The 26,974-nt window shown below is 62.2% G+C and carries 31 protein-coding genes; 11 read left to right on the top strand and 20 right to left on the bottom strand.

Translation table 11 applies throughout. The features are described from left to right. The first annotated feature begins 165 nt into the window (after positions 1-165). Both NKJ20_RS11535 and NKJ20_RS11540 read left to right on the top strand, forming a co-directional pair. On the top strand, positions 166-384 hold the full coding sequence (locus NKJ20_RS11535; protein WP_292659780.1) for a hypothetical protein: 219 nt from the start codon (positions 166-168) through the stop codon (positions 382-384). Between the two features lie 112 nt (positions 385-496). Then, positions 497-1,201, top strand: a complete 705-nt coding sequence (locus NKJ20_RS11540) for an SOS response-associated peptidase (protein WP_352744129.1) — start codon at positions 497-499, stop codon at positions 1,199-1,201. Here the strand turns inward: NKJ20_RS11540 and NKJ20_RS11545 are convergent. The 11 genes from NKJ20_RS11545 to NKJ20_RS11595 all read right to left on the bottom strand — a co-directional run bounded on the left by NKJ20_RS11545 (position 1,198) and on the right by NKJ20_RS11595 (position 9,948). Continuing rightward, positions 1,198-1,458, bottom strand: a complete 261-nt coding sequence (locus NKJ20_RS11545) for a hypothetical protein (protein ID WP_352744131.1) — start codon at positions 1,456-1,458, stop codon at positions 1,198-1,200. The genes NKJ20_RS11540 and NKJ20_RS11545 overlap by 4 nt on opposite strands. Before the next feature lie 3 nt (positions 1,459-1,461). Then, on the bottom strand, positions 1,462-1,722 hold the full coding sequence (locus NKJ20_RS11550; protein WP_352587141.1) for a hypothetical protein: 261 nt from the start codon (positions 1,720-1,722) through the stop codon (positions 1,462-1,464). A gap of 146 nt (positions 1,723-1,868) precedes the next feature. Next, entirely contained in the window at positions 1,869-2,018 is a 150-nt protein-coding gene (locus tag NKJ20_RS11555; protein ID WP_023677295.1) for a hypothetical protein, read from the bottom strand. Positions 2,019-2,021: 3 nt separating this feature from the next. Then, positions 2,022-2,351, bottom strand: coding sequence for a DUF2934 domain-containing protein (locus NKJ20_RS11560; RefSeq protein WP_287286361.1), 330 nt, complete (start codon positions 2,349-2,351; stop codon positions 2,022-2,024). Between the two features lie 128 nt (positions 2,352-2,479). Then, positions 2,480-3,115, bottom strand: coding sequence for a BA14K family protein (locus NKJ20_RS11565; protein ID WP_352744133.1), 636 nt, complete (start codon positions 3,113-3,115; stop codon positions 2,480-2,482). Positions 3,116-3,203: 88 nt separating this feature from the next. Continuing rightward, complete coding sequence (locus NKJ20_RS11570) at positions 3,204-3,965, bottom strand: ABC transporter ATP-binding protein (protein WP_352451457.1); 762 nt, start codon at positions 3,963-3,965, stop codon at positions 3,204-3,206. Positions 3,966-4,002: 37 nt separating this feature from the next. After that, positions 4,003-5,001: an ABC transporter substrate-binding protein gene (locus NKJ20_RS11575; RefSeq protein ID WP_352617202.1), complete on the bottom strand. Its 999-nt coding sequence runs from the start codon at positions 4,999-5,001 to the stop codon at positions 4,003-4,005. A 58-nt stretch (positions 5,002-5,059) separates the two neighbouring features. After that, on the bottom strand, positions 5,060-5,908 hold the full coding sequence (locus tag NKJ20_RS11580) for an ABC transporter permease (protein WP_352744134.1): 849 nt from the start codon (positions 5,906-5,908) through the stop codon (positions 5,060-5,062). A 40-nt stretch (positions 5,909-5,948) separates the two neighbouring features. Then, the gene (locus NKJ20_RS11585; RefSeq protein WP_352744136.1) at positions 5,949-7,313 is read right to left on the bottom strand and encodes an LLM class flavin-dependent oxidoreductase; all 1,365 of its coding nucleotides are present in this window, start codon (positions 7,311-7,313) and stop codon (positions 5,949-5,951) included. Positions 7,314-7,365: 52 nt separating this feature from the next. Continuing rightward, a complete protein-coding gene (msuE, locus tag NKJ20_RS11590; protein WP_023677302.1) occupies positions 7,366-7,923 on the bottom strand; it encodes an FMN reductase in 558 nt (185 codons plus the stop codon). A 732-nt stretch (positions 7,924-8,655) separates the two neighbouring features. Then, entirely contained in the window at positions 8,656-9,948 is a 1,293-nt protein-coding gene (locus NKJ20_RS11595; RefSeq protein WP_352744138.1) for an Nramp family divalent metal transporter, read from the bottom strand. A gap of 236 nt (positions 9,949-10,184) precedes the next feature. Here NKJ20_RS11595 and NKJ20_RS11600 point away from each other — a divergent pair, with 236 nt between their 5' ends. Further along, the gene (locus tag NKJ20_RS11600; protein WP_023677305.1) at positions 10,185-10,490 is read left to right on the top strand and encodes a hypothetical protein; all 306 of its coding nucleotides are present in this window, start codon (positions 10,185-10,187) and stop codon (positions 10,488-10,490) included. A 105-nt stretch (positions 10,491-10,595) separates the two neighbouring features. Here NKJ20_RS11600 and NKJ20_RS11605 read toward each other — a convergent pair whose 3' ends face one another. Beyond that, positions 10,596-11,450, bottom strand: a complete 855-nt coding sequence (locus NKJ20_RS11605) for an aldo/keto reductase (protein WP_352451452.1) — start codon at positions 11,448-11,450, stop codon at positions 10,596-10,598. A gap of 229 nt (positions 11,451-11,679) precedes the next feature. Between NKJ20_RS11605 and NKJ20_RS11610 the strand changes: the two genes are divergently transcribed. From NKJ20_RS11610 to NKJ20_RS11625, 4 genes are all read left to right on the top strand, one after another. Next, positions 11,680-12,315: an ankyrin repeat domain-containing protein gene (locus NKJ20_RS11610; protein WP_352451451.1), complete on the top strand. Its 636-nt coding sequence runs from the start codon at positions 11,680-11,682 to the stop codon at positions 12,313-12,315. Positions 12,316-12,460: 145 nt separating this feature from the next. Further along, a complete protein-coding gene (locus NKJ20_RS11615; RefSeq protein ID WP_352744234.1) occupies positions 12,461-12,850 on the top strand; it encodes an ArsR/SmtB family transcription factor in 390 nt (129 codons plus the stop codon). Further along, the gene (locus tag NKJ20_RS11620; protein ID WP_352744140.1) at positions 12,847-13,380 is read left to right on the top strand and encodes an SRPBCC family protein; all 534 of its coding nucleotides are present in this window, start codon (positions 12,847-12,849) and stop codon (positions 13,378-13,380) included. The genes NKJ20_RS11615 and NKJ20_RS11620 overlap by 4 nt, the downstream gene beginning before the upstream one ends. A 101-nt stretch (positions 13,381-13,481) precedes the next feature. Continuing rightward, positions 13,482-14,057, top strand: a complete 576-nt coding sequence (locus NKJ20_RS11625) for a dihydrofolate reductase family protein (protein ID WP_352451449.1) — start codon at positions 13,482-13,484, stop codon at positions 14,055-14,057. 64 nt (positions 14,058-14,121) lie between these two features. Here the strand turns inward: NKJ20_RS11625 and NKJ20_RS11630 are convergent, their stop codons facing one another. From NKJ20_RS11630 to NKJ20_RS11655, 6 genes are all read right to left on the bottom strand, one after another. Further along, the gene (locus tag NKJ20_RS11630) at positions 14,122-14,922 is read right to left on the bottom strand and encodes a class I SAM-dependent methyltransferase (protein WP_352451448.1); all 801 of its coding nucleotides are present in this window, start codon (positions 14,920-14,922) and stop codon (positions 14,122-14,124) included. Between the two features lie 152 nt (positions 14,923-15,074). Further along, a complete protein-coding gene (locus NKJ20_RS11635; protein WP_352744142.1) occupies positions 15,075-15,983 on the bottom strand; it encodes a DUF930 domain-containing protein in 909 nt (302 codons plus the stop codon). Positions 15,984-16,166: 183 nt separating this feature from the next. After that, complete coding sequence (locus tag NKJ20_RS11640) at positions 16,167-16,916, bottom strand: glucose 1-dehydrogenase (RefSeq protein WP_352451446.1); 750 nt, start codon at positions 16,914-16,916, stop codon at positions 16,167-16,169. 47 nt (positions 16,917-16,963) lie between these two features. Continuing rightward, the gene (locus tag NKJ20_RS11645) at positions 16,964-17,968 is read right to left on the bottom strand and encodes a sugar-binding protein (RefSeq protein WP_023677316.1); all 1,005 of its coding nucleotides are present in this window, start codon (positions 17,966-17,968) and stop codon (positions 16,964-16,966) included. A gap of 53 nt (positions 17,969-18,021) precedes the next feature. Next, entirely contained in the window at positions 18,022-19,083 is a 1,062-nt protein-coding gene (locus NKJ20_RS11650) for an ABC transporter permease (protein ID WP_352451445.1), read from the bottom strand. Between the two features lie 55 nt (positions 19,084-19,138). Beyond that, entirely contained in the window at positions 19,139-19,879 is a 741-nt protein-coding gene (locus NKJ20_RS11655) for an ATP-binding cassette domain-containing protein (protein WP_352451444.1), read from the bottom strand. A gap of 451 nt (positions 19,880-20,330) precedes the next feature. Here NKJ20_RS11655 and NKJ20_RS11660 point away from each other — a divergent pair, with 451 nt between their 5' ends. The 3 genes from NKJ20_RS11660 to NKJ20_RS11670 all read left to right on the top strand — a co-directional run bounded on the left by NKJ20_RS11660 (position 20,331) and on the right by NKJ20_RS11670 (position 24,079). Further along, entirely contained in the window at positions 20,331-21,764 is a 1,434-nt protein-coding gene (locus NKJ20_RS11660) for a coiled-coil domain-containing protein (RefSeq protein WP_352744145.1), read from the top strand. A 132-nt stretch (positions 21,765-21,896) separates the two neighbouring features. Then, complete coding sequence (locus tag NKJ20_RS11665; protein ID WP_352744147.1) at positions 21,897-23,459, top strand: serine hydrolase; 1,563 nt, start codon at positions 21,897-21,899, stop codon at positions 23,457-23,459. Between the two features lie 182 nt (positions 23,460-23,641). Next, the gene (locus tag NKJ20_RS11670; RefSeq protein WP_156937356.1) at positions 23,642-24,079 is read left to right on the top strand and encodes a hypothetical protein; all 438 of its coding nucleotides are present in this window, start codon (positions 23,642-23,644) and stop codon (positions 24,077-24,079) included. 119 nt (positions 24,080-24,198) lie between these two features. On the opposite strand, the gene NKJ20_RS11675 is transcribed toward NKJ20_RS11670, so the two are convergent. Then, positions 24,199-25,140, bottom strand: a complete 942-nt coding sequence (locus NKJ20_RS11675) for a hypothetical protein (protein WP_352744149.1) — start codon at positions 25,138-25,140, stop codon at positions 24,199-24,201. A 265-nt stretch (positions 25,141-25,405) separates the two neighbouring features. Between NKJ20_RS11675 and NKJ20_RS11680 the strand changes: the two genes are divergently transcribed. Beyond that, positions 25,406-25,846: a lipid-binding SYLF domain-containing protein gene (locus NKJ20_RS11680; protein ID WP_352451439.1), complete on the top strand. Its 441-nt coding sequence runs from the start codon at positions 25,406-25,408 to the stop codon at positions 25,844-25,846. A gap of 18 nt (positions 25,847-25,864) precedes the next feature. Here NKJ20_RS11680 and NKJ20_RS11685 read toward each other — a convergent pair whose 3' ends face one another. After that, positions 25,865-26,497 carry a TetR/AcrR family transcriptional regulator gene (locus NKJ20_RS11685; protein WP_352617164.1) on the bottom strand — a complete coding sequence of 211 codons (633 nt, stop codon included), beginning with the start codon at positions 26,495-26,497 and terminating at the stop codon, positions 25,865-25,867. Between the last annotated feature and the right edge of the window lie 477 nt (positions 26,498-26,974).

Raw genomic sequence — 26,974 nt, forward strand, 5'->3', positions numbered from 1 at the left:
CGACCGGTCCGGTCGGCGGCGATTGCTCGCAGGCCCGTTGCGAGGGCGAGCATGCGAGCTCGTACGTTTTTTACACAATCTCTGATTGGTGGACTCGCCCGCCGCCATCGACGTTAATTTTGCGTTAGCGACAGGAGGGGGGAGATCGCTAAAGGGAGGAAGAAAATGAAAGAAAACTACGATCTGACGATCGACTACGACGACGAACCTTACGACAACAAGCCTTACGATCTAGCCACATTCGCAAGGAAGCACGGGCTCAACATTCGAGCCGCCGAGCTTCTTCTTTTCGCCAAAGGCCCGTCTCGAGCGGCCTGCGATGCCGCGGCGAGGGCCTTTCTCGCGGCAGTCGCCGCACAAGCTATGAGACAATCGGCGCGGTAGGTCTCACAAAACCATTGCTGACACGGCCTGCCGTGTCAGCAACCCAACGGACAGCGCTGGAAATTTTGGACCGTTTCCAACAAGATGCCTGAGCATCCGGGAACGGCCTGAAATGTGCAATCTTTACAATATCACGACCAGCCAGGAGGCCATCCGCCAATGGACAAGCGCCTTGCGCGATATCCTCGGCAATCTCGAACCGTCCATCGACATCTATCCCAACCAGCCAGGCCCGGTGGTGCGCAATGCGCTGGACGGCGAACGCGAACTGGCCAATCTGCTGTGGGGCATGCCGACGCCGCTGGAGCGGGTGAAGGGCAAGGCCGACTACGGCACCACCAACATCCGCAACCCGCAATACGGCCACTGGCAGCAATATCTCGGCATCGAGAACCGCTGCGTTGTGCCCGTCACCAGCTTCGCCGAGCCCAGCCCGACGCCCGGCGACAAGGACCCCGAGACCGGCATTCAGCGCAACTACTGGTTTGCACTCGGCGAGGACCGCCCGCTGTTCTTCTTTGCCGGCCTGTGGACACGTTGGCAGGGCATTCGCAAGGTCAAGGACGGCCCTGGCGATCACCAGGTCCATGGCTTCATGACGACCCAGCCCAACGCGCTGATCGCGCCGATCCACGAGAAGGCAATGCCGGTGATCCTGACCACGCCTGAAGAAACCGAGACCTGGCTCACCGCGCCGTGGTCGGAGGCAAGGCACCTGCAGCGCACGGCGCCCGATGACGCGCTGGTGATCGTCGAAAAACCGGCGACACAGATCAAGTTTCCGCAGCAGGCGCCGGCGCAAGGCTCATTGTTTTAGCGCTTGAATTTCTGCAGCACCCAGATGTAGCCCTTGGGCGGATGATCCTGGTCGATGAACTGCGTCTTCACCATCGTGTCCTTGCGGCTGCATCGCTTGCACCTGAACCTGATCGCTTCCAGCGGCTTGTTCCAGCCCACCACCTGGGCCACGTCATTCGCCCTGAAGCGCCCGACGTGGTAGCAGTGGCCGCACTCCACGATAAGCAGCATGTTGGCCTTGGCGGCACGTCCAACGCTGTCCATCGGCCCGGCCATGGCTCATTTCCGGGTCGAGTAATCCTCGGGCAGCGGAAGCAGGCCAAGCTCCGCCATCCGATAATCTGGCTCCTTCTCCGCTACGCTGGCCAGCACCTCATGCAATTTCTCGACAAGCCCGCAAAGCTGCCAGAACAGCTCGCCATGCGCCTTCAGATGCAGCTGCGACGACAGCACCGTCCGGCGCAGGCTCAAAGTGTCCCTGATGATCGCCTCCGCATCCCTCGCCGACAGCCTGTCGAACCGGCTTTTTCGTCTGCCCATCGCGGCTCTCCTCGATTTGTGAGCAACCGCCCCACCTACTGACAAATAGGAAGGCATTCCTCGCAGAGTCAATTCGCTCTTGACATTTTTGTTCCCGTTTTGTTCAATATCAACTAATGGAGGCACCGAAGCGACAGCACGCCGCCTCAATGCCTCTTGAAATACTGCACCTCGCGTTCGTGCTTTTCGGCGGCCTCGCGGGTATCGAAGGTGCCGAGATTGCGGCGCTTGCCGGTCTTTTCGTCCTTCTTGCGCGAATAGAGGCGGTATTTTCCGTCTTTGAGTTTTCTGATCATCTGTCACTCCCCGAGCCGCTGCTTCCCCTTAAGGTTGCGCGCGGCTTGTTCGATAGCCGCCCTGTCGTTTCCCAGCCTGTCGATCAGCTCCTGCGCCTGTTCGCCCGATATGCCGGTGCGCACCGCCAGGGCCTCCACCGTCAAAACGTCGGAGCTCGCGACCTCGCGGGTTTCCGGCAGGGCATCGCCTGCCGTCAGTGGCAGGGCCGCCTCCCTGTCGATCTCGGCCTCGGCCCGGTGCCAGTGCCGCTCGGGATCGCCATGGATCCCGCCTTCGCGTTCCCAGATCTGGTATGCGCGCTCACGAATCTTGTCTTCCCGGTCGTCGCCCATGTTGATTTCTCCTTTGGATATCGGATGAACGCCGCGCCAACCCGAACGATCCAAGAAATCTGCGTGATCGTTGGGTGGGGTCGCACAAGGCGCTATGCACTGCGGCCGCCAGCCACCCCACGGCCTGCCTACTCGCACTGCCTGCGCGGCCCGCCCGAATACGGCTGATAGCTGTTGTCCTCCGGTCGATATGACCGGTAGCGGCTGAAGCAGTATTGCACGTGGTCGAATGAGAGCTCGGCGGCGCCGGGTTCATCCGATGGCGGGTAGCCCTCCACCGACGACGTATCGCTCGCCTCGAAATAGCTGCCGTCATCGGCGGCGCCGAGATAGGGCGAGATGCAGGGGCGCTGTTGTCCGCTGTAGGATGTGTAGTGGTTGTCGTCCGGCCTGTAGGAGCGGTAGCGGCTGGCGCACCATTCGACATGAGCGGCGGGCAGCGTCTGCTGCTCTTCCGCTGGTGGCTGGATAGAGCCGGTCGCGGTGATGTCGGTTGTCGACGCTGCGGCGGCATCGGCGGGTTTCGAGGTGCGATCGACTTCCGAGGTGCGAACGGGGACCGGGCGGGCCGGGAGGCGCTCGAGGCGCTGCGAGGCCGGGTTCACCGGTCGCGGGTCCCTGGTCCACAGTTCGGCGACGCTGGAGACCGGGGCGGCCGGCCGTACCGGCTTGGCTATTAGAAGCCAGGTGGCGAAGGCGAGGCCGCTGGCGAATACGGCAAGCGTCAGCACGAAGCCGCCAAAGATTGCGAACAAGGCTTTCATGCCGCGCTCCTTCGCCTCCCGGTTAAGGAAATGCGGGGGCGGGGAATCCGGTTCCAGGAAAGCGCGGGGCGGGGATCTTAGGCGGCTTTCAGTGCAGGCCGAATTCGCGCAGCAGTTCCTCGCGGTAACGTACGAAGCGGCTTTCGCTGCGCTCGCGCGGGCGGGGCAGGTCGATGTCGATCAGCCGCGCCGCGCCGCCTTTCTCCTTGGGCAGGATCAGTACCCGGTCGGCAAGGTAGATCGCTTCCTCGAGGTCGTGCGTCACCATCACCATGGTGACGTTCTCCTCGCTCCAGATGCGCGCCAGTTCCTCCTGCATGCCGATCTTGGTCATCGCGTCGAGCGCGCCCAGCGGCTCGTCGAGCAGCAGGATTTCGGGCTGCACGGTCAAGGCGCGGGCGATGCCGACGCGCTGTGCCATGCCGCCCGATAGCTGCCGGGGAAAGGCATCGCTGAATTCGGCGAGGCCGACCAGCGCGATATAGAAGTGCGCCCTTTCCTCGGCCGCCGCCTTCGGCACGCCGCGCACTTCGAGACCGAAGGCGACATTGCCGAGCACGGTCAGCCAGGGCAGCAGGCGCGGCTCCTGGAAAATCACCGCACGCTCGGCGCCGACGCCGTGCACCGGCTTGCCGTCGATAGCGACGCCGCCGCTGTCGGCGGCCTCCAGCCCGGCAAGTATGCGCAGCAGCGTGGTCTTGCCCGATCCGCTGGCGCCGACGATGACAAGGCATTCGCCCGAGCGGATGTCGAGGTTGAGGGTCCTCAACACGGCGAGCGAGCGCCCACTGATGCTGAACGATTTGGACAGGTCGCGTATGCTGACCTGACCGCCGCTTGTGCTGCTCATCGCGCGCGTCTCCCAACTGGTTGGTCGGTTGCTTTTGTCAGTTGGTCTTGGTTTCGCCCGGCCGGTAGAGGATGTCCGCTGCCTTCAGCTTGCCCTTTGGCAGGCGGCCGTCGCGCTCGAGCACGCTGACCCAGAAGTCGATGTCGCGGTCCGTCGCCTTGGCCCCCTGGCGCAGGCCGAAGCCGGTCCAGTAACGCGCCAGCTCGCCGTTCTCGCCGCGCTTGTCGAGGATATTTGCCAGCACCTTGCGCGCTTCGTCGGGGTTCTGCAGCGACCAGTCGGAGGCGCGCGCCGATTGTTCGACGAAATTGCGGGCGGCGTCGGGATGCGCGGCGATGAAGTCGCGCCTGAGCACGACGAAGCCGCCGGCCAGCTCGCCCAGCACGTCGGTGTCGTTGAACACGCCACGCACGCCGCCGTTGTCGACGAGGGCGCCGGCAAACGTCGCCTGCCAGTAGCCGAGCGCCGCGATGTCGACCTGACGGGAGCGCAAGGTCTGTTCGAGCTGCGGTCCGGGCACGACGACGAGATTGGCGGCATCCGGCGGCAGGCCGACGCTGTGCAGCGCCTCGCGCACGGTGTAGTCGAGATGGGCGCCGAGCGTGTTGACGGCGATGGTCTTGCCGGCGATGTCGGCGATCGATTTGATCGGGCTGTCGTCCAGCACGTAGAAGACGCTACGCACCTTGCTGTTGATGCCGTTGCTCGGATAGGCGGCGACGAAGTCGTTGCCGCCGGAGATCGAGTTGATCACGGCGGCGGTTGCAGCCGAGCCGATATCGACGCTGCCGGAGGCCAGCGCAAACAATGATTCCGGGCCGCCGCCGGAATAGCCGACATTCTCGACCTCGATACCGAGGCCTTTGAAATAGCCGAGCTCGGCGGCCAACTCATGCGGAGAGATGCTGCCACGGCTGGCGAGTGAGCGGAACTTGACGGGTGCCGCTTCGGCAAAGGCGAAGCGCGGCAGGCCGGCGGTGAGAAGGCCGGCGGCGAAGGGCGCGCCAGCAAGCAGGGAACGGCGGGAGATTTTCATGGTCCGGGTCTTTCCTGATTTGAGTTCTGGCCTGGTTGAGATTGGTAAGGGCGGGTGGTCAGTCGACGGAATTGCTCCAGCGGCAGAGCCGGCGCTGCAGGCTGACCAGCGCCTGGTTTGCAATCAGGCCGAGGCCGGCGAGGATGACGATTGCCGCAAACATCAGCGGGATCTGGAAATTGTATTGCGCGTTCATCACCTGGAAGCCGATGCCCTTGTTGGCGCCGATCATTTCGGAAGCGATCAACAGCAGCAGCGCCGTGGTGGCGCTGAGCCTCAGTCCGACGAAGATCGACGGCACGGCGCCGGGCAGCACGACGCGACGGAAGACGATGAGCTGCCTGGCACCATAGACGCGGGCCATCTCCAGCAGTTTCGGATCGACCTGCTTGACGCCGCCGATGGTGTTGAGCAGCAACGGGAACAGCGTCGCCCAGAAGATGACGAACACCTTGGAGGCTTCGCCGAGCCCAAGCAACAGGATGAAGACGGGATAGAGCGCCAGCGCCGAGGTCTGGCGGAAGACCTGCAGGATGGGATCGAGCGCGGTCTCGACCGTGCGCACCTGACCCATGAACAGGCCAAGCGGGATGGCGACCAGCACGGCGGCCGCGAAAGCGAGACCGGCGCGCTGCAGGCTGATGGCGATGTCGCTGAGCAGAGTGCCGCCGACCAGCCCCTTCCAAAGTGCCGCGACAATCATGTCGATCGGCGGCAGCACGGCCGCGTTGACCCAGCCCGCGCTGCTCGACACTTGCCAGATTGCGAGGAAAGCGATGAGGACGCCGTAGCGCGACAGGAAGCGGATGCCCGCCCGGCCACCGAGGCGCAGGAAGTCCGTGCCGAGGCTTGTCGTGCTGTCAGGCGTGCCGAGGCTGGCGGCCTGTTCGATGTGCTGCAAGGTCATCGTGTTGCCTCCTGCTTGGAAAATATCGGGTTTCTCGGGATTATTCGGCGGCCAGCACCGCCGAGCGGGCGGCGGTCCAGGGGTTTTCCGGCCGCCTGAGGCCGAGGTTCTCGCGCAGGGTCCTGCCTTCATAGGCGGTGCGGAACAGGCCGCGGCGCTGCAGTTCGGGGATCACCAGCTCGACGAAGTCGTCGAGCCCGCCGGGCAGCCAGGGCGGCAGGATGTTGAAGCCGTCGGCGGCTTCGTTGCCGAACCATTCCTCCAGCTGATCGGCGACCTGCGTGGCGCTGCCGATGACGGTATAATGGCCGCGGGCCGTTGCCACCCATTGGTAGAGCTGTCGGATGGTGAAGTTGTGCTCGTCAGCAATCTGGCGGATCAGCGCCTGGCGGCTCTTCATGCCTTCGGTCTCCTTGCTCGGCGGCAGTGGTCCATCGAGCGGATAGCCGGTGATGTCGAGCGTCTGGCCGGCCAGCCCGTTGAGCAGGGCGACGCCGTCTTCGGGCAGGATGAGATCGTTCAGTTGCTGGTACTTGGCGCGCGCTTCTTCTTCGGTGCGGCCGACGAAGGGTGCCACGCCGGGCATGATCAGCACCTGCTCGGGATCGCGGCCGACGGCCGTCACGCGCGCCTTGATATTGCGATAGAATTCCTGCGCCGACGCCAGGTTCTGATGGGCGGTGAAGATGACTTCCGCCGAGTGGGCGGCGAGCTTGCGACCGTCTTCCGACTGCCCCGCCTGCACCACGACCGGGTGCCCCTGCACCGGGCGCGGCACGTTGAGCGGCCCTTTCACGCTGAAATGCGCGCCCTTGTGGTCGATGTCGTGGAGCTTGTCCTTGTCGTAGAAGCGCCCCGATTTCTTGTCGCGGATGAAGGCATCGTCCTCCCAGCTGTCCCACAGCGCCTTGACCGTCTCGACATGCTCATGCGCGCGGGCATAGCGCTCGGCGTGGGCAGGCTGCGTCTCGCGATTGAAGTTGCGCGCGGTTTCGTCGCCGGCCGAGGTGACGACGTTCCAGCCGGCGCGGCCATTCGACAGATGATCGAGCGAGGCGAATTTGCGGGCGAGCGTGTAGGGCTCCTCGTAGGTGGTCGAGGCGGTAGCGATGAAGCCGAGATGCGTGGTGAGCGGCGCCAGCGCTGCAAACAGCGTCACTGGCTCGAAGCCGGCGATCTTGGCATTGCCGCCTTCGCGGGCGCCGAGCCCGACCGTCAGATTGTCGGCGAGGAAATAGGCATCGAACAGGCCGCGCTCGGCGGTCAGGGCGAGCTGCTTGTGGAACTCGAAATTGGTGGCGCCGTCGGCCGGCGCCTCGGGGTGGCGCCAGGCGGCGATATGCTGTCCGCCGCCGGGCAGGAAAGCGCCCAGTTTGATTTGCCTGGATTTGGTGGATCTGGTCATCGCGGCGTGCTCCTGGACGGATCGGAGAGGGGATCTCGGGTCAGTGGTGCGTTCAGGCGGCAAGGCCGACGCCGTAGGGCACCCCGGTTACACGGCATGCCTCGGCGACCGCCTGCCGGGCGCGGGCGTGGATGGCTTCCGACACCAGCACGCCATTGGCAAAATCCTTGTCGGAGGCGTAGATCGCGGTCGGCACGGTCAGCGCCTCGAAGAAGCCGAACAGCGGCCGCAACTGGTGCTCGACGATCAGCGAATGGCGCTCGCCGCCGCCGGTCGCGGCGAGAATGACGGGCTTGCCCCTCAGCGACGACGGATCGAGCAGGTCGAAGAAATGCTTGAAAAGCCCGGTATAGCTGCCTTTGAAAGTCGGCGAGCCGGCCACCAGGATGTCGGCGCCCAGCAGCCGTTCGACAATGTTGCGCGCCGCCGGGTCGAGGTCGCCGAGGCGCCTTGCCTGCGGCAGGGAAGCGCCGAGATCCTCGATATCGAAGACGGCCGAGGCCGCGCCGATGCTTTCGGCGGCCTGCCCGACAATGTGGCTGACGAACGCCTTGGTCTTCGAGGGCCGGGTCAAATTGCCCGACAGCCCCACCACGAGCTTTTTCGACATTCCTGGCTCCCTCTCAAGCGCTCTATTTTAAGATCTTGGGTCTAGCGATCTATGTTAAATCTAGAGAGTTTGTAGAATTAAGAGAGTGAGAAAATTTCAAAAGTAGCGCATTGGGCGAACGGAGTTTGCGGCACATCGCCCACAATTGGTTCATTCAATGCGCCGCAGCGCGCTGAAAACCCGCCACAGCGCCTTCAGCCGCGATGGCGCAGCGCGTCGGACAGAGCGCATGAAGCCGGCCGGACATATAAGGCAAGTCGCCCTCGGACGCTCCCGGCGCGACGTCGAGGAACTATGTCCCGATACCACGATCCTCGACGGCCTAGCGGTCCTCGGGGAGGATGCAAGCGAGGCACAGGCCACGGCGCTGGAGTGGCTCCGCGGCATGCAGTGAGTCAGGCCAATTTGATTCAAATCCGGCTGTGGATATTTGCTTTTAGCTAAATCGAGGCGGTCATCTTGCCGGCGGGCGGGCAACAGGGAGATGCCTATGACAAGCGACTTTGCCGCCGCACACCTGCACCTTGAACGAGCCTGCCACTATTTGAGCGGCGAGGACGAGACGAGCCGCACGGCTCGTGCGGCTCTGGATCTCCTGATCGATGCAATTGTCGCAGCGCAATACAAGCGGCCGGTGGGAGATGTTGTGGAGTTTCCAAGGCCGGCAAAGCTGGGGCAATCCGCAAGCGGGAACGGGTAGTCCAACTGGCGGCGTCCCTTGTCCTGCCGGATTTACATGAACCAGGTTGCCACCAGGCCGATCGTCGCCGAGAAGATGGCGACGGTCGTTGCCCAGCCGAGTATGTTGGTGCTGCGGCTGTTAACCTGATCGCCCATGATCCTGCGGCTGTTCGTCATCAGCATGATGAGCAGCAGCAAGGGCGGTGTCGAGAAGCCTTGAACGATGCCGGACCAGACCAGCGCCTTCATCGGATTGAAGCCGAGAAAGTTCAGGCCAGCGGCGATCGCCGTAAAAAATCCGATGGCGAGGTAAAATTTGGGCGCCTCTCGAGCCCGGGCGTGCAGGCTGTTTTTCCAGCCGATGGCTTGTGCCACGTCATAGGCAGCGCCGGTGGTCATGACAGGAACCGCTAGGAAACCGACGCCGATCACACCTGCGGCGAACAGAACGCTTGCGGCCTGGCCGGCGAGCGGCCGCAGCGCCTCCGCGGCTTGCGCGGCCGTGTCGATATCGTGATGCCCCGCCTTGTAGAGCGTCGCCCCCGTCGACAGGATGATGAAATACATGATGAGATTTGAAAACATCATGCCGATGAGGATGTCCCGGCGCGAGCGGCGGAGTTCGCTGTCGGTAGCGCCCTTCCTTTGGCTGAGCGTTGTGCGCCCCTGGGCAATCTCCTCCTCCACCTCCTCATTGGACTGCCACGTATAGAGATAGGCGGACAGCGTCGTACCGATGATGGCGACCAGGATCGACAGGAACTCCCGGTTGAATTCGATCCTGGGAAGCAGCGTTCCGCGCAGCACCGCCGCGGCATCCGGCTTGGCCAGAATGGCGGCACCGACATAAGCGAGCAGCGCCAGCGCCAGCCAGCGAAAGATGTTGCGGATCAAAGTATAGGAGCCGAAGACCTGGAGGGCGAAGATGAGGGCGGCGACGAACAGCACGATCAGCGGAATGGGAAGCGGCACGAATATGTTGATCGCCGCCGCCATTCCACCAAGATCCGCCGCTGCCTCGATGGTGTTGCCGACGAGCACACCCAGCAGCACCGACCAGAGCAGCCACCGCGGGTAGAAGTCCTTGATGACGTGGAACAATCCGCGCCCCGACACCTGGCCGAGCTTCGACGACAGATAGACAACCGCGTACATCATCGGCAACGTCACCGGGGCCGTCCAGAGCAGGTCGGGTCCGAAACGGGCGCCGGCACTTGCATAGGTGCCTATAGCGGAACAATCGTCGTCGGCCGCCCCTGTTATCAGGCCGAGGCCGAGCGCTCGTCCTATGCCGCCCTTGCCCTCCTTCGGTGGGATGGAATGATCGGAACCGGCCTGCCTCATTGCGAACGGACCGGGTTGCGAACGAAAGACGCGGCCTGCCATGCAATAATGGTAAGGATGGGTCGCGGCGCTGGTCTCATTTTGCTTCCTTCAACAACTTGCCCAAACCCGGCGTGCCATGACTTGTTCCGCGACGACCGGACAGGGGTTTTGTCTCAGGCAAAAAAGTTCAGGTTGACCACTTCCGAACGCGAAGCGACTATCCGTTCGAGGCGAAGATCGCAGGAGGAAATGCAATGGACGAGCCCGGTCAGTGGCGCCACATGTCGAGCGCGCCAAGGGACGGCAGCAGAATCCTTGTCACGGTTCGGCCGTCCGAGCAGGGTCCGGCCGAGGTCGACATGGCTTACTGGGCCCGCGCCGATCAGTTCGGCAGCGAAGGCTGGCGCGCCTCCGACTCGTCTCCAGGACGCATCGTCGAATATGCCGAACCCGAACTGAAGTGCTGGATGCCGCTGCCGTCGGCCAATCTCAGCAAGGGATCGATGCCGAGCCCCTGGGAGGGCGAAGATGTGCCGCTGGTGGATGGCTCGGGGATATGAGCTAGCGGGAAGGGTCGTTTTGATCGCTGCCGGGACAGCGCCCCCCTCTGTCCTGCCGGACATCTCCCCCACAAGGGGGGAGATTGGCAGCTTCACTGTCGGCCCTCAGAACAGGAATGCGGCTGTAGCGGGGTTCGGGCCGGTGCGGCCGTCGGGCGAATCCATGCCCCGGATAAGCTCGAGGTCCTTCGCTTCCAGCTCGAAATCGAAGACATCGAAATTGGCGGCGATGCGGTCCTGGTGGATCGACTTTGGAATGACGATCAGCCCTTCCTGAAGGTGCCACCTGACGATCGTCTGCGCCACCGACTTGCCGTGTTTCCTGGCGATGCTTTCAAGCGTCGGATCGCTCAACAGCCGGCCGCTGCCCAGTGGGCTCCAGCTCTCGATGCGGATGTTGTGCCTGTCGTGGAATTCACGTTTGTCACGCTGCTGGAAGCGGGGGTGGAGCTCGATCTGGTTGACGGTCGGCGTGACGCCGGTCTCGCCGATGATCCGTTCGAGGTGGTCCTGGTTGAAGTTCGAAACGCCGATCGACTTGATCCGGCCTGATTGCCTGAGTTCGATCAGCGTCTTCCAGGCCTCGACATATCTGTCCTGGCTGGGCACCGGCCAATGGATCAGGAACAGGTCGATCTGTTCGATGCCGAGCTTGCTCATCGTTTCGTCGAAGGCGCGCAAGGCGGCGTCGCGCTGATGCGCGCCGTTGCGCAGTTTCGAGGTGATGAACAACTCGCTTCTCGGCACGCCGGCCGAGCGGATCGCCTGCCCGACACCTTCCTCGTTCTGATAGCCTTCGGCGGTGTCGATCAGCCTGTAGCCGGCCTCGATTCCCCAGCGCACCACCTTGGCGGTGATGGCTGGATCGACCTGCCACACGCCGAGGCCGATTTGCGGAATGGCGGAGCCGTCGTTCAATCTGATTTGTTCAGGTCTATTCAGGGTAATCTGTTCAGGCATGTTCAGGTCCTTCTGCATCGTTCCGCCCGGCGCAGGCTCTATCTAGTCTGAATGGCCGCCAAAGCCAGTCGATATCAGGAGAATGTGAGGAGACGGACGTGAAGCGCTGATCCTCCGCTTCGGGCCGACAGCTCTCTGTGACCCACGGACTCCAGGGAACTCTATACAGGACGACCCCACTATCGCGGATTCTGTGGTATTCTGTGGACTATCCGAGGAGGCGACTGCGTTGACCAACAGCTTGGAAGCCGAAGGGGCAAGAGACTGGTCGCCCCTGCTGGTCGCGGCAGAACAAGGCGATGCGGAGGCGGTTCGATCGGAATTGGCGGCTGGCGCCGACATCAATCAGTCGGACGACGGCGGCTGGTCTGCACTTCACCTTTCAGCCCTCAATGGCCGCACAGCTGTGGTGGAGGCGCTGATCGAAGACCCGGAAATCGACGTGAATGCCAGAAACAAGTGGAAGAGCACGCCCTTGAGCCTTGCGTCGGCCAAGGGACATTACGCGTGTATCGCAGTCCTCGTGAGACACCCCCAAATAGAGATCAACGCGCGAGCTGACTACTACGGCAGAACGGCTCTTATCGAGGCGGCGAAGAACGGGCATCTCGAAGTCGTCAAGTTGCTCGTGGAGAATGGCGCGGAAGTAAATCTGACCGACAAGACAGGGAGAAACAACGCGCTCATCGAGGCTATCAAGGGGCGGCACTACGAGATCGCGGAATACCTGCTGGATTCTGGGAAAGTGAGCTTTATCAACAAAGAGATGAGGCTAAACGCCCTGATCTGGGCTGGCAGCTGCCACAACCCTCAGCTTATCGAAAAGCTGGAAGCCGCGATCCACAGTTTCTTCGACGGCAAATAAGGGCCTCGCCCTTACTGTCGCGGGGCGCGTCCGTATCTCCCGTCACGTCGACACGTTCGACGGCGCAAACGGCCCCGCGGCGCTTCACATAAATTATTCAACCAAACGGTTGACTATCTCAATGCATGCGTCTATATTCAACTACATGGTTGAATTAGAGACACCCCAGATGGACGCGGTTTTTCACGCCCTTGGCGACGCCACCCGGCGGCACATGCTTCGCGATCTCGCCGATGGCGAGAAAACGGTAAGCCAGCTGGCGGAACCCTTCCCGATGTCGCTCGCGGCGGCCTCCAAGCACATCAAGGCGCTGGAGAACGCAGGGCTTATTCGTCGAGAGGTGAGGGGCCGCACGCATCTGTGCCGACTAGCCCCTGGACCGCTGGCCAGCGCCCATCAGTGGCTCAGCTTCTACGAGCGCTTCTGGACCGGTCGTCTCGATGTTCTCGAACGCCTTCTTCGCGAAGAGGACGCACGCAAAGCCCAGGATAAGTCCAGGAAATCGCCCAACCCGAAAGAAGGAGACGAGCAATGAGCCAGATGAGAACCATCGACGCCTATGGCGAGCTGAGCGAGCCCGCCACGTTCACCATCCAGCGCCTCTTGCCCGGCCCCATCGAGCGCGTCTGGGCCTATCTCACCGAGAGTGACTTGCGCCGGCAATGGATGGCCGCGGGCCAGATGGAAATGAAGGCCGGCAGCCCGTTCGAATTGGTCTGGCGTAACGACGAGCTGACGGACCCGCCTGGCCAGCGCCCCGCGGGCTTTCCCGAAGAGCATCGGATGGAGGGCCGGATCACCGAACTCGATCCGCCGCGCAAGCTTTCCATCACATGGGGAAACACCGGCGGCGTCTCCTTCTTGCTGGAGGCGAAGGGTAACGATGTGCTGCTCACCGTCGTTCATCGCCGCCTGCCGGAACGTGCAATCCAGCTCAACATCACGGCCGGCTGGCACATACACCTCGACCTGCTGGCCGCCCGCCTGGCGGGCAAGACGCCGACCTCGTTCTGGCACGGCTGGAGCCGCCTGCGGGAAGAATACGACCGCCGCCTGCCGGCCTGATGTAACTCGCGGCGGCCATCCCTGAGGTCGCCGCCAGCAACACGAAGCAACGCTGAAACGATGAAACGTGCTTGCATCCGGCAAGCCTGATGGAGGAAGTCATGCGCAAATTGATCGCTGGAATGAAAATTTCCGTCGACGGCAAGATGGAGGGGCCCGAGGGCTATGCCGATTGGGTCGACGCGTGGTCGGACGAATACGGCCTGACGCCGCAAATCGACGCTTGCCTGCTTGGCAGCGTCATGTATGCCGGCTACGAGCGCTACTGGAGCGCCATCCAGAACGAGCCCGACAAGCCGCTGCCGATGACCGGCAAGTTACCGAAGCCGGCCGAGCTCGAATGGGCCAGCTTCGCCGCGCAGACGCCGCATTATGTGCTGTCGAACACAATGACTTCGGCGGCCTGGCCAAAGACGCGCTTCGTGCGGAATTTCGAGGATATCGCTGCGCTGAAACAGCAGCCCGGCAAGGACATCTACCTTATGGGCGGCGCCCGAATTACCGCGAGCCTTATCGATGCCGGGCTGGTCGATGAACTCAGGCTGATCGTCTATCCGCTGCTCGCCGGTGACGGAAAGGCGCTGTTTGGGACGGCGAAAAATCGTCGTGGGCTCGAACTGCGCAAGGTCGAACAGCTTTCGGACGGCCGCGTCGGGCTGGTCTACGGGATCGGCTAAAGCGCGTCGCGTTCGATCGGCCTCATGCGATGCGCTTTTTGCGCGGCATGCATTAGCGCCAACGTCAGGCAACGACGCCGCGGCAGGCCCAGGCGACATTGGCAAAGGACCTCGGGCCGTCGGGCCGGCCGGCCTCGTAAGCGTCGCGCATGGCGGCGTCGGTGCGCGCCCGCTCTTCCGGGTCGAGCGCGGCCACATATTTGCCGAGCGGCCCTTCGCCGGCGGCAATCGGCGCCCAGTAATCATCGAAATTTTGGTAGTTCATGCGGATCATCAACTCGGTTTCCGTAACGTCGCGGAGACCCTGTTCGACAAAGGTCCGTTTCATTTCACCCGGCTGCATCATCGGCTGCGTGCAATAGCGGGCACGCAGCTGGCGTCCGCCTTCACTGAGCACCGCCACCGTGTCGATCATCATGCGCATCCCCGGCATGCCGCCGAGATGGTCCCATACCGTCGCCGCGACGACGCCGCCCGGCCGCACGACGCGGCGCATCTCGGCGACTGCCTTGCCGGCTTCGGGCACGAAATGGAGCACGAGCAGGGCCAGGGCACGGTCGAACGCGCCATCCTCAAAGGGCAGGGCGCAGGCATCCGCCTGACGGATTTTTATCCGCGGATCGGTGTTGCGCCGGATTGCCTCCTCGACGAAAACGGCCGAAAAGTCGATCGCCGCGACCTCGCCGAGGTCAGCGGCCTTGACGAGCGCGAAGGTCAGGCTGCCGGTACCGCAACCGACGTCGAGGATGTTTTCGCCGTCGGCAAGCCCCACGAAGTCGATGAACAGCGGCGCGAGTCTTTGGCTCCAGCGGCCCATGAGCTGCTCATAGCCGGCAGCATGATGAACGTTGAAACTTGAAGTCATCGAAGCCTCCTCCCAAAGCCGTATGCTAGACTTCGGCGGCCGCTGACGAAAGCCACTTTTCGCGCGTGTTGGTTCGGCAGCCCGGAGCGCGCGAAGACATCGCCGGCCGGATTTGATGGCGCCGGCCAGCCAGCCTCCGTGGCCTCGACCACCTATTCGGCGGGTAGCCCGCGGCGCTTCCATTCGCTGCGCGGCACCGGATCTCCGACACGGAAGGCGAAGGAAATGACTTTCGTCGCGTCCGGATCGACCTCGCAACGATAGCTCAAATCGTACCACTGCCCGTTGGCACGGAAGGCGGTCCTGGGAACTTGCATGATAGTGCCTTCCTTCAGCCTGAATGAACGCAAGAGGTCGGGAAAATAGGGGGGCGAGGCGCGGCGCAACTGTTCGCGCAATTCCGTGAGGCAGAGCTGACCGATCCGCACGGGGCGGGGTATATTGCCCATTGCGCTTGTCGCTATCGGATCACCGGTTGCTGCTTCCGAGAACAACGTCTTGGCTTGCTGAAGCTTCAAGGGTTTTTGCTCCTTGACGTTCGCTGGCTTGGGCTTAGGCGGCCCGGATGCGCCAGGCGACGGAGCCTGGTCTTTCCCCTCGACCGCTGTCACGGCAGGTGGCTGTGCAAGATCCTGGTTACTGGGAACTTGCGGCGCTAGCGATTGTTCCGAACCATCCTCCGCACTGTTGCCGTCCAGAGACTTGCGAGGACCGGCGTCCTTCTCACCGAATTGGAAGACAGGTCTCTGCGCGGTGACCTCACGGCTCGTCGGCGTCTCGACCTTGGCTTCCGGCTGCTTTTCCGGCTTGGGCGGTTCAGCGGGGGAAGGAGGTTTGGTTTTTTCCGGCGGTTTAGGCGGCGGCACGATATCCACTGCGATGGCCTGCTCCTTCTGCGGCTGCGGGGGCGACAGCGGCAGTGCGGACAAAAGAAGCGCGGCGGCGAGCAAATGCACGACCGCGGAGGCAGGCAAGGCCCACCCGAATACCCGGCGCTGATCCCGTATGTCGTCTCTCATCGTGACCGGTGTGTGGAATGAAATATTGGCGGCATCAAGCATCGATGCCGCCGGACGTCGAAATAACCCGTTGCGAATCGAAAGTCGGCGGCTGCAATACGGCGCGTCATCCAATCGTCTGGCGTCGGCGTCCGTGCAGGGGACCGGGCCAGCAGCGGATGCAGCAAGTCGTCATTTCAGGCGGCTAGCAGGCACGCCCTGCCGGCACGGTGTCACCGGTTGAAATCACAGGGAAACCGATAGCCCGCCGTCAACCGCGAGCACGTGCCCGTTGACGTAAGCGGCAGCGTCGGAGGCGAGAAACACCACGGCTCCGCCGAGCTCCTCAGGCTGGGCCCAGCGGCCCGCGGGGGTTCGTGCCTCGACCCATTTGGTGAAGGCCTCGTCGCGCATAAGTGCGGTGTTGAGCTCGGTGGCGAAATAGCCGGGGGCGATCGCGTTGACGGTGATGCCGTGACGGCCCAGCTCAGCGGCAGTGGAGCGTGTCAGCCCGTGCAGCCCCGCCTTTGCCGCCACATAGGCGTGAATGGTGGGACGGCCAAGGATCGCTGCGACCGATCCGGTGTTTATTATGCGCCCGAACTTGTTTGGCAGCATCAGGCGCACCGCGTCGCGCATCATGCGGAAGCAAGCCGACAGATTGACGGCAACCACATGGTTGAAATCCTCGTCCTGCCATTCGACCAGCGGTTTCCGATGCTGGATGCCGGCGTTGTTGACCAGAATATCGAGGCGGCCGTGGCGTTCGACGATTCCTTCGAGCGACGCCCTTGAGATCGCCGCGTCGGTGACATCGAACGGCAGGGCTTCTGCACCGATCCTTTCGGCGGCCGCGGAAAGGGCGGCCATGTCGCGCGCATTGACGATCACCGTCGCGCCGTTTTCCGCAAGTGCCTTGGCCATGGCAAAACCAAGACCACGCGAGGCACCCGTGACCAATGCGACACGGCCCTTGAGCGAGAACAATTCCGGCATTGAGATCCCCTATGAAAAGGGCGGGAGTTTCCTCCCGCCCAAAAGCACTATTTGGCGACGCAAGTGTCGGCTGTCTCCGGAGTGCAGACATCGAGGCCTGTGTAGGTCGGGTCGGCCGGCGGAGCCTTGCCCTCCTTCATTTCCTTCAGCGCCATCATCGTCTTGTAGCCCATCTCGAACGGCCGCTGGCCGACCTGGCCAAGGGAGAAACCTTCCTTCATCTGGTCGATCTGTACCGGAAGCGTGTCGGCAACGACAAGGGCCAGGGCTTTCGAGGCGATCTTGTCCTTGTACGGTGCGACCGCGGCGCGGTTGGCATCGGGAATGAACTGCGGGAAGCCACCGGTCGGGACGAATGCGTCGAGGTTCGGGTTTTTCGCCATGATATCCTCGAACTGTTGCACCGAAAGCGGGAAATCATCGTTGGTGTAGAGCGGACAGCCTTCGATTTCAGTCCAGCCGTTCTGGCCCGTCAGCCGATCCCCGGGCGAGGCCGCCGATTTGGTGCCCGAAAGTGTATCGCGAATGCCCTGCATGCGCTCGTTGTGGTTGGCCGCCGCGGCGCCGCCGGACTGGATGCAGATCGTGCCGCCTTTGGGCTTGATCTGCATGACAAGCTTGGCGAGGTTCTCGCCGATCTCATAATTGTGCGTGCCGATATAGGCGACGCGAAGATCTTTGTTCTCGGGCAGGAGGTCGGAATCCCAGGTGAGGACCGGGATGCCGGCTTCCTTGGCGGCCTGCAGCGCAACCGCCATCGCCGCGGCGTTCGATGGCGACACGGCGATGCCGTCCACCTTCTTGGCCACGAGGTCCTGCACGATCTGCACCTGCTCGTCGCCACCACCATGCTCGCCGGGGCCGATATACATGCACTCCACGGCGCCATTGGATTCGGCCTCGGCTTTCTTGCAGCCGTCGCGTGCCTGGTCGAAGAAAGGATTGTTCATGTTCTTCGGCACCAGGGCGAAGGTGTATTTCGCCTGGGCGCCGGAAACGGCGAGCACCATTGCGCCAAGCGCGACGGCGGCCGTGAGCAGATGTTTTTTCATGTGACGTTCTCCTCCTTGGTGTGATGTCCCGCAAGCCTCCCGCCGGCGGGTTTCTAGCGGCGTTTTTTGGGCATCAAGACTGCCAGCGACGCGGCGAGAATCGATTTGCCGCCGGTTTGCATGCCCAAGAGAACCGCAAGAACGATGAAGGCGCCGACGAAGGCACCCTGCCAGTTTGAATCGATGCCGGCCATCAGCAGCGCATTCCTGATCACCTCGAGGAAGGCCGAACCGATGATCGCACCGAAGGCCGTGCCGGCGCCGCCCATGAGACTGGCGCCGCCAATGACTGTCGCGGCGATCACGCGCAGCTCGTAGCCCTGGCCCATGGCATTGATGGCCGAGCCGTTATAGCCAAGGAGCAGGAGCGAGGCGAGCGCGGCGGTGAAAGCCGAGAAGACATAGGCCTGGAATTTAATCCAGTTGACCGGAACGCCGGTGAGCCGTGCCGCCTCCTCATTGCCGCCGATGGCGAAGAGATGCCGGGCCCAGGCTGTGAAGTTGAATACGAAGCCGAGAATCAGGGCCAAGATCACCATGGTCCAGAATTGTGACGACAGTTCTGGTATCCAATGCGGTGCCCAGTCGTTCGGACCATGCCGCGGCCATTTCCACTGACCGATTGCCTTCACGATCGGAGCATCGGGCCCGAACTGGTAGAGCATCTGGTTGGCCGAGAATACGACCGCCAGCGAGCGCGCGACGGACAGCATACCGAGGGTGACCACAAAGGACGGCATCCCGACATAGGCGACAAAGAATCCGTTGACCGCGCCACAGGCCAGACCGGAGAAAAGGCCCATGGCGAAGGCGACGTACCAGGGATAATGCCAGGTGAGGAACAGGCCGGCGACGATGACCACGAGACCCATGACGGAGCCGACCGACAGATCGATACCGCCGGTGATGATGACGATCGTCATGCCAAGTGCCATGATGCCGAAAGGTGCGAAATTGCGCGTCACATTGGCGACGTTTTCAGACGTGCCGAAGCTCGGCTCCATCGCAGTCATCAACATGACGAGCGCGATGAGCGCGATCATCACCCAGAAGGGCTGACTTGAAATCACCCGTTGGAGAACTGTTTTTTCCTTGGTCGGGACGAAATCCGACATTACCGGCCGGCCATGTTCTTCGACTGAGCCCTGAACGCCAACTGACTCCTGAACACTATTCGCCACGGATGGCCCCCGTTATCAGTCCAGTGATTTCCTCGGGCGATGTTTTGTCGGCTGGCTTGTCGGCAACTTTCGAGCCCCGCCTGAGGACGATAATGCGATCTGCCACGGCGAACACGTCAGGCATTCGGTGACTGATCAGCATGACGCCGACTCCTTGTGCTTTGAGGCGTCGGATCAGTTCGAGTACTTCCGCCACCTGGCGCACGGAGATGGCGGCCGTTGGTTCGTCCATCAGCACCAGCTTGGCATTTGAAAGCCGGGTCCGCGCGATGGCGACCGCCTGGCGCTGCCCACCCGACATCTTCCTGACGAGGTCGCGCGGCCGGGTTTCCGATTTGAGTTCCTTGAACAGCGCTGCCGAGCGATCGATCATCGCCTGCTTGTCAAGAATCCTGATCGGCCAGAAGCCTTTCTTGATCTCGCGCCCCAGAAAGACGTTCTGCGCGGCCGTCAGATTATCGGCGAGCGCCAGGTCCTGATAAACAACTTCGATCCCCTTGGCGCGGGCCTGCACAGGCTGGTGGAAGTGGCACACCTCGCCCTCGACTACAATTTCGCCGTCGCTCGGAGGAAAATTCCCGGCCACAGTCTTGACTATCGTCGACTTGCCGGCGCCGTTGTCCCCCATCAGACCAACGACTTCGCCTCGCTCCACCTGGAAGCTGACGTCAGTCAGGGCCTGGATAGCCCCGAAATTCTTGGAGACGTGGCAAACCTCAAGCACCGGCATCGCGGTCCTCCCGGGACAACATTTATCGGTCTTGTCCCTGGTCAATGCACAGCAGCTAATCAGCGAAACGTATTCAACACAATCATTTATTAGGTCAGGCCTTCCGGCCGTAACGCGCCTCGTCCAAGTGTGACTTGTAGCTGCTGCAGAGCACCGAGGCGCTCGGCCGATCCGTACAACAGCCACCAGGCGATCCTCATGCTTGCGCCGCTTCATATCCGTTTCGGGTGAAATGAGTGGGCATTTTTCGAGCGGTGCCAACGCCTCGGGTATGGAGCGCGGCAGAACACGGCTATGCGTCATTCAAACACACGAGGACAGTGGCCAAGCCTGTCCCTAGCGTGCGTCGGCCAGAGCGCACGTCAGGAGATGAACCCGCATTCGGGGGAGGCGAGGGTCAAGTGTTGAAAATCCGCTCCTTAACGGCGCTGCACGAGAGGGATATTCGGTCATGAATTTCAAAGGTTTGATCAAGCGTGCCGAGACTGTGGAGAGAGCGTTCAAGGAACTCGAAACCGATTTGGCGGATGCGTTTAGCGAATGTCTCAATGTGGACGATCAGTCGCCGCTGAACGACGTCACTGTGCCGGATGAAACTGTATCGGATGAGAATCTCCCGGCAACGGATGACAACTCGCAGCTCGAGGCCAATGCGGACGCCTTCGAGACCGCACGACGGCTGTCCCCCCATACGCAAACCCGGCTGGCTGCCTTAAGTGCGGTCGATGGGCTCTTTCACGACGCGCAGGAGTATCTGGGGGAGATCAATGCGAAACTGTCGGAGATCGCGACCTCGCATCATCTGACGGGCGAATTTCTAAAACTGCTCCACGGCGACATTCTTCGCGCCAACGAATTGGAGCTGGCAAATACCGGCCTGACCGCGCAGCAAAGAGTGCTGTCCGAACAGCTCCACGAAGCGACCAGAAAGCAGCGCGAGCGCGACAGCGCTATCGAGGCCCTGCAGCAGCACGAGGCGAGCCTGGTCGAGGACAAGGAAGCACTTCGCGGCGCGCTGGCGGCGGCAAGGCTGGAACTCGTCGTGGCAGGCAATGCGAGCGCAAAACGCGAGGCCGAGTTCGGCGAGCTTGTCAAAACGCTCTCGGCCAGAGCGGTCGAGGCCAACAGACGCTCGCGCGAGAACGAGATGCTGCGGGAGAAGCATGTCAGTCTGTCGATCGATCTCGACAAGGCGCTGAAACGGGAGGCCGAGGCGCGGCACAGGCTGGACGAACTCTCGACCGTCCATGCCAATGACGCCGCGCAGGTTTCCGAACTGCTGGCCGCGCTTGGCAAGAGCGAGAAAGAGGAAATGCGGCTGCAGAAATCGCTCGATATGGCGCAGACGAAGCTATCGGAAATAACGGAAGCGGCCCGCCTCAGGGACGGTGACAGGGAAGCCGAGCTTGCACGCAGTGTCGCGGAGATGACCGGCTTGCGTTCTGAAATCGAGGACCTTCGATCGCGGCTGGAAGCCGCCTCCAACCACAACAGCGAAGCCGTCACCGAGATCGCCAGGCTCAAGGCTCAAGCGAGCGACGCGGTGGCCGAAAAGCAAATTGTCGAGCAAAAATTGTCCGCTCTCACGAAGGAGAGCGAACACGACAAGATGAACCTTTCCGCGGTCAGCGCGAATTTTTCGCAGCTTTCCCTGCAGCAGGCATCCGAACAGATACAGTTCGACGTCCAGCGGCAGGAATGCGAGGATCTGCGAGCCGAAGTCGCGTCGCTTCAAGCCCGGGTCAAGGAACTGTTGCCCTATGAGCGGCTCCACAAGGCCACCAACGCCAGACCGCGTGAAGACGGCGTGGTCGAGATCACCGCCGCGGTGGCGGAGAAGGCCCGCGCCAGCAGGCGGCGCCTTCGCCTGCGCGCTGCTTCGTAGCTCAGGCGCGGCTGTCTGAATTTCGACTGGTGTGAAGCGGATATCCGTCAAAGGATCGCGGGTCGAGCGTGAGGCTGGCCTTCGCTGCGTCGGCCTGCAATAGTGCACGCCGGTGAAGCGGAGGGGCTGAGCATGCGGCTGTTCACAAACCGGAATCACCTCCGGTGGAGGATGTTGGCCTTCATCGCCCTCATTACGCTTTCGCCGAAAGCGGCGTCGGCCGATACCATCCCACCCGACAGGATCGCCGCGGCCATTGCGAAGCTCGAATTGCTGGCCGAAGGCGTCGTCGCGGATGGTAGCGTGCCCGGTCTGGCCATCGGCGTCGTGCACGGCGACGAGGTGATCTTCCTCAAGGGGTTCGGGCATCGCGAAGCCGGAAAACCGGAGATCGTCGATGCTGACACGGTCTTCCAGATTGCCTCGCTCTCCAAGCCGGTCTCCGCCACCGTCGTGGCGGCGCTGGTCAGCGACGGGATCGCTTCGTGGGATTCCAAGATCGCCGACCTCGATCCGGCTTTCCGGCTCGCTCAGCCCTATCCAACCAGCGAACTCACGGTCCGCGACCTGTTTGCGCACCGCGGCGGGCTTCCCGGCACCGCCGGCGACGACCTCGAGGACATCGGCTATGACCGCGCGGAGATCCTGCGCCGGCTGCGGTTCGTGTCGCCGTCATCGAGCTTTCGTGCGGGTTATTCCTACAGCAATTTCGGACTGACCGAGGGTGCCGTCGCGGCCGCGAAGCCGACGGGTAAATCATGGGAAAAGGTCGCCGAAGAGAAGCTCTATCGTCCGCTTGGAATGGCCTCGACCAGCTCCCGTCATTCGGACTTCATCAAGCACGCCAACCGCGCCGAGCTTCACGCCAAAATCGATGGCGCCTGGACCGCGAAAGTCCAGCGCTATCCGGATGCGCAGGCGCCAGCAGGCGGCGTCAGTTCCACCGCACGCGACCTCTCGCAATGGATGCGCCTTGTGCTCGGCAACGGGGTCTATGCCGGCAAGAGACTCATTGCCGCCGATGCGCTGGACCAGACACATATTCCCTTGACGGCTCGCGGCAAGAATCCCGTCTCCGGAGGCGAGGCCTTCTACGGCCTCGGCTGGAATATCGAATTCGGCCGGCACGGGCTGATCTGGGGTCACGCGGGCGCCTTCAGCGCCGGCGCACGCAGCCTGGTGATGCTCTTCCCCGAGGAGAAGCTTGGCATCGTCGTCGTCGCCAACGCCTTTCCGACAGGCGTGCCGGAGGGGCTGTCCGACAGCTTCGCCGATCTCGTTTTCGACGGAACGCTGGGGAAGGATAAGGTAAAGGCATGGAATAATATCTATGCGAGCATGTTCGGCCCGGTGATTGCGGCGGCCAAGGCTACCTATGCCGCGTCACCCTCTCCAGCAAGTCCGGCCGAGCCGGCCAGTGCCTATGAAGGCCGTTACTTCAACGACTTCTTCGGCGAAGCTATTGTGTCGGGCGAAGGAGACACTCTTGTCCTCAAGGTCGGGCCCGCCGGCGCGCGGTCCTATTCGCTGAAGCATTTCGACCGCGACCTCTTCGTGACCTTCCCCGATGCCGAGATGCCGGACAGGCCCTCGGCCGTCAGCTTTGCCGTCGGCCCCGACGGCAAGGCGTCAACCATGACCATCGAATTTCTCGACGACAATCATCTCGGTACGCTGCAGCGCGTGGGGGACTAGGGGTCAGCACCCAACCAATCCGAACGACCGAGTTCGACCCCATTGCGGACATCCAGTAATTCCGGCAAACGTCAGCCGGAACTGTCGTGCGCGAAGGTTGTGAAAGTTCCATGATGTTGAGGGTACGTGCTCTCTATGCCGTCATAGCTCTGTCCCTCTCTGGTTGCGCGGGACTCGGCTCGTTGAAATACCAAGGCGTGGTGGAAGGAAGACCCCCGACCAGTCTTGGCAAGCAGCTTCCATACGGAGAGTATTTCAAGGTGGAGGTGTCATCTACCATCGACATCACACAATATTTGGAAAGGTCGAGCAGAGAGCACGTCTATCTGCTCGCACGGCTATGCCCTGCCTCCGGCCAAAAGGACTCGAAAGTCATCGCATTCGGGCCGTTTGAAACTCGTCAGCGCCAACAATACGACATCTATCTCGTGGCACGACATCCTGAATCCGGCATCCGATACAGCGACACCTTCCTTGCAGAGTTCGGCGCCTACGACCTCAAGAGGGACAAGCGCGACGTCTGCATCAAATTTTCCGCTCCAGGGTATCCTGCCGCCGTACAATCCGAGGAGTTGCGAGTTCCTGCCGAGGTGTTCAGTCGCAATGCGAATGCCGAGTAGGTCCGCTTTCCATCCATCTCGGCCATTTGGCGGCAGCCAGTTGATCGAGTTTTGCTCCCAGGCCGCCGGACTCAAATTGAACCGTGCCGCCGGCGCGTTCTCAACTCACGACGCCGCGCTCAACTCAAAGACGCCGGGCCGAACTGGAGCAATTTGAAGCAATCGCCGCTTCCCGACTTCAACTGCGTCAGGAAGGGTTTCGACCGGTCGAGCCATTCCTGGTGCGATCTGGCATCGGCTTCGATTTCATTGGCCGGTGCAAGCTTGACGAAGCCGCGCCCGTTGCTGAAAAGCCAGCACGCGCGGCCGAGAAACCGCCTGCTGCGCTGGCGCAGGAGGTCGGCATCATAAAAGACGTCGAGCACCTCCTGCTTGATCTTCCGCTCCTTTTCGGGATTGGCGATCGCAACCTCGATCGGCCCGCCGCCGATCGCATCCTGCAGGTCCTTGTAATCCAGGCCGATCTGGGTAGTGGCATATTTGATATCGCTCTCGTCCCGGACGATGTTGAACCATAGCGTTGGGTTGAGCTCGTTGACGACGAACGATGCTTCGAAATCGCGTGACAGATTCAGGATATCGAACCCCTGAACATCGACGTCGCGCTCGACCAGAAGGATCTGCGAAACCTGCTTGGCGAGCGCCGTTCCGTGGGCGCTGACGGCGGCATTGTTTCCGCCGTGTTCCGGACTGACATAGGCACCGCCATCATCCAGCAGCGCGTCGAATTCGCCGAGGGCCTCCACGACAGCGCTGCCGCGGGCAACACGCGCCGCCAGTTTGGCGAGAACCTGCTGGATCTCCGTTTCGCGTTTGCGCTGGTCCTGATAATTCTGCTGAAAAAAGAAGATGAACAGGGACACGCCAATTCCGATCAGGATCACGCCCAGCTGCGAAAAGATATTGCGATAATATTCCAGCAGCTTTTCACGATGGCGTACGTCGTCACGCACACTGTGCGCCACGCGAAGATTGACGATCAGCGAAACGACCAGGAGCCCGGCGCCGACCAGGATCAGGCCACCGATCAGCAGGTAGCCATGGCGTGAGTTGAAGTCCATTGCTTTGCCGCGCTCCCGAAACCCCAGACAGCGCAGACTAATACCATTCCGCCTCAACACCTACGATCATCCCCACCATTCGGCCACTGTTCTTACAGCCAGGACTACGCTCGCCATCCGCCTCGTTTCGTGGCGGTCTTCTCGCAGCCGGATTCAGGCCGCGTGCTTGGAACCAATGACCGGCGAGACTGTTCAGCTATGACTTTGATACGACGCCGACGTGCCCGGCCGGCTGGGCATGCGGCGATCTTGAGGAGTTCTCATCATGAAGATTTCGTCCAGATTTCGTTCAGTCGCAGTTGCCGTCATCGCTGCGGCGGCAGTTAGCTTTGCCAGCGTCGCGCATGCCGACAGCGGTACGATCCGCTTCGCCGTCTACAAGGCGGCCTTTTTCATCGGCGGCTCCGGAGGCGAGGGCACACTGACCTTCCATGGTCGCCGATATCCCATCTCGGTCGGCGGCATCTCGGGCGGCCTCGCCTTCGGCGCCTCCAAGACCTATTTCAAAGGTACCGTGCGCCACATACGCCGCGCCCGGGATGTGACGGGGGTGTACGGTGCAGCGGGCGGTGGCGGCGCGCTCGGCAAAGGAGCCCAGGTGATCGTCATGACAAATGACAAGGGCGCCCAACTCGAACTCACGGGCAGGCAGGTAGGCCTGCAAGTCAATGCCGATCTCAGCGGTATGAGCATCTCGCTGAAATAAGGACAGTCACTGCATTCGTTATTCCTTGGATGGGTCGGATTTGGCCGCTCCAAACCGCAGCCCATCCATCAGCAGCGACACCAATCGGCGCGAGCGGTCGCGCCAGTCCTTGGTGTCCGGGGCCGAATAGATGCCGCCCAGCGCATGCAGCACGTCGGAGGCATCGACATCGCCGCGGATCGAGCCGTCGGCGACCGCAGCATCGATCAGCCGCCGCAAGGCGAGTGTCACCCTGCCGGAAACGTCGGAGAACAGGGTTGAGTTGGTCGTGAGCAGGATGCGCAGGCTTGTCGACAGCCCGCGCTTGGTGGCGATGTAGTCGACGAAGCGCTGCATCCATTGTTCGAGCGCCATGTCGGGCGCATGATCGTGGGCGAGTTCGTCGGCCGCCTGGCACAGTCCTTCCACTTCGCGCCGATAAACCACCTCGACCAGGTGCTCGCGGGTTGGGAAATGCCGGTAGAGCGTGCCGATGCCGACGCCGGCCTGGCGCGCAATCTCCTCCAGCGAGGCATCGACGCCTTGCGCGGCAAAGGCTTTTGCCGCGACCTCGACCAGCGCATCGCGGTTGCGCTGCGCGTCGGCGCGCAGCGGTTTTGCAACGGCGGCTTCGGTTTTGTCTCCAGAAATGACGGGCGGCTCCGCGGCCAATTTTTTCTCCAGTGCTGATCCGAAGCATACCCGGATAGGCAGGCCCCGTTTCAAGAACGCAGACGCTTCCACCTTCGTTACGTCTCCGACAAATATAATCGCAAGTAAATATAATCACAGGATCGAGTCTGGGCCGGCGTTCCGGCAGGCGAGGCATCTTGCCCGCCTCCGGTGCACGGCCCGTGGATGACGTCCGGTGGATGACGACGGAGGATATTTCCTCGCGGCCGGCACTCGTCATCTGTTCGGCCGATGCCGTGGGGCAAAAATGAGCCCATGTTGAGCACGATCCCCTCAGGATCATTGGACTGTCCTGCCCCTACAGACAGTTCAGAGAGCACCACCGGCTTGGGCCGGTGGTGCTTTTTTGTCTCCAGACATGACGGCCGGCTGCCCTGCCAATTTCCTCCAATTTTGATCATTTTCGATCCGGGGCTTGAACAGGGCGGAGCAGGCCCTTAGGTAATAAGCGGAGGC

Source organism: Mesorhizobium sp. M0185, from assembly GCF_040322175.1.
GTDB lineage: Bacteria > Pseudomonadota > Alphaproteobacteria > Rhizobiales > Rhizobiaceae > Mesorhizobium.

Excerpts from the sequence above, each read along its gene's own strand:
- NKJ20_RS11535 (WP_292659780.1), top strand. The coding sequence starts at position 166 with ATGAAAGAAAACTACGATCTGACGATCGACTACGACGACGAACCTTAC.
- NKJ20_RS11540 (WP_352744129.1), top strand. The coding sequence starts at position 497 with ATGTGCAATCTTTACAATATCACGACCAGCCAGGAGGCCATCCGCCAA.
- NKJ20_RS11545 (WP_352744131.1), bottom strand. The coding sequence starts at position 1,458 with ATGGCCGGGCCGATGGACAGCGTTGGACGTGCCGCCAAGGCCAACATG.
- NKJ20_RS11550 (WP_352587141.1), bottom strand. The coding sequence starts at position 1,722 with ATGGGCAGACGAAAAAGCCGGTTCGACAGGCTGTCGGCGAGGGATGCG.
- NKJ20_RS11555 (WP_023677295.1), bottom strand. The coding sequence starts at position 2,018 with ATGATCAGAAAACTCAAAGACGGAAAATACCGCCTCTATTCGCGCAAG.
- NKJ20_RS11560 (WP_287286361.1), bottom strand. The coding sequence starts at position 2,351 with ATGGGCGACGACCGGGAAGACAAGATTCGTGAGCGCGCATACCAGATC.
- NKJ20_RS11565 (WP_352744133.1), bottom strand. The coding sequence starts at position 3,115 with ATGAAAGCCTTGTTCGCAATCTTTGGCGGCTTCGTGCTGACGCTTGCC.
- NKJ20_RS11570 (WP_352451457.1), bottom strand. The coding sequence starts at position 3,965 with ATGAGCAGCACAAGCGGCGGTCAGGTCAGCATACGCGACCTGTCCAAA.
- NKJ20_RS11575 (WP_352617202.1), bottom strand. The coding sequence starts at position 5,001 with ATGAAAATCTCCCGCCGTTCCCTGCTTGCTGGCGCGCCCTTCGCCGCC.
- NKJ20_RS11580 (WP_352744134.1), bottom strand. The coding sequence starts at position 5,908 with ATGACCTTGCAGCACATCGAACAGGCCGCCAGCCTCGGCACGCCTGAC.
- NKJ20_RS11585 (WP_352744136.1), bottom strand. The coding sequence starts at position 7,313 with ATGACCAGATCCACCAAATCCAGGCAAATCAAACTGGGCGCTTTCCTG.
- msuE (WP_023677302.1), bottom strand. The coding sequence starts at position 7,923 with ATGTCGAAAAAGCTCGTGGTGGGGCTGTCGGGCAATTTGACCCGGCCC.
- NKJ20_RS11595 (WP_352744138.1), bottom strand. The coding sequence starts at position 9,948 with ATGAGGCAGGCCGGTTCCGATCATTCCATCCCACCGAAGGAGGGCAAG.
- NKJ20_RS11600 (WP_023677305.1), top strand. The coding sequence starts at position 10,185 with ATGGACGAGCCCGGTCAGTGGCGCCACATGTCGAGCGCGCCAAGGGAC.
- NKJ20_RS11605 (WP_352451452.1), bottom strand. The coding sequence starts at position 11,450 with ATGCCTGAACAGATTACCCTGAATAGACCTGAACAAATCAGATTGAAC.
- NKJ20_RS11615 (WP_352744234.1), top strand. The coding sequence starts at position 12,461 with ATGGTTGAATTAGAGACACCCCAGATGGACGCGGTTTTTCACGCCCTT.
- NKJ20_RS11620 (WP_352744140.1), top strand. The coding sequence starts at position 12,847 with ATGAGCCAGATGAGAACCATCGACGCCTATGGCGAGCTGAGCGAGCCC.
- NKJ20_RS11625 (WP_352451449.1), top strand. The coding sequence starts at position 13,482 with ATGCGCAAATTGATCGCTGGAATGAAAATTTCCGTCGACGGCAAGATG.
- NKJ20_RS11630 (WP_352451448.1), bottom strand. The coding sequence starts at position 14,922 with ATGACTTCAAGTTTCAACGTTCATCATGCTGCCGGCTATGAGCAGCTC.
- NKJ20_RS11635 (WP_352744142.1), bottom strand. The coding sequence starts at position 15,983 with ATGCTTGATGCCGCCAATATTTCATTCCACACACCGGTCACGATGAGA.
- NKJ20_RS11640 (WP_352451446.1), bottom strand. The coding sequence starts at position 16,916 with ATGCCGGAATTGTTCTCGCTCAAGGGCCGTGTCGCATTGGTCACGGGT.
- NKJ20_RS11645 (WP_023677316.1), bottom strand. The coding sequence starts at position 17,968 with ATGAAAAAACATCTGCTCACGGCCGCCGTCGCGCTTGGCGCAATGGTG.
- NKJ20_RS11650 (WP_352451445.1), bottom strand. The coding sequence starts at position 19,083 with ATGTCGGATTTCGTCCCGACCAAGGAAAAAACAGTTCTCCAACGGGTG.
- NKJ20_RS11655 (WP_352451444.1), bottom strand. The coding sequence starts at position 19,879 with ATGCCGGTGCTTGAGGTTTGCCACGTCTCCAAGAATTTCGGGGCTATC.
- NKJ20_RS11660 (WP_352744145.1), top strand. The coding sequence starts at position 20,331 with ATGAATTTCAAAGGTTTGATCAAGCGTGCCGAGACTGTGGAGAGAGCG.
- NKJ20_RS11665 (WP_352744147.1), top strand. The coding sequence starts at position 21,897 with ATGCGGCTGTTCACAAACCGGAATCACCTCCGGTGGAGGATGTTGGCC.
- NKJ20_RS11675 (WP_352744149.1), bottom strand. The coding sequence starts at position 25,140 with ATGGACTTCAACTCACGCCATGGCTACCTGCTGATCGGTGGCCTGATC.
- NKJ20_RS11680 (WP_352451439.1), top strand. The coding sequence starts at position 25,406 with ATGAAGATTTCGTCCAGATTTCGTTCAGTCGCAGTTGCCGTCATCGCT.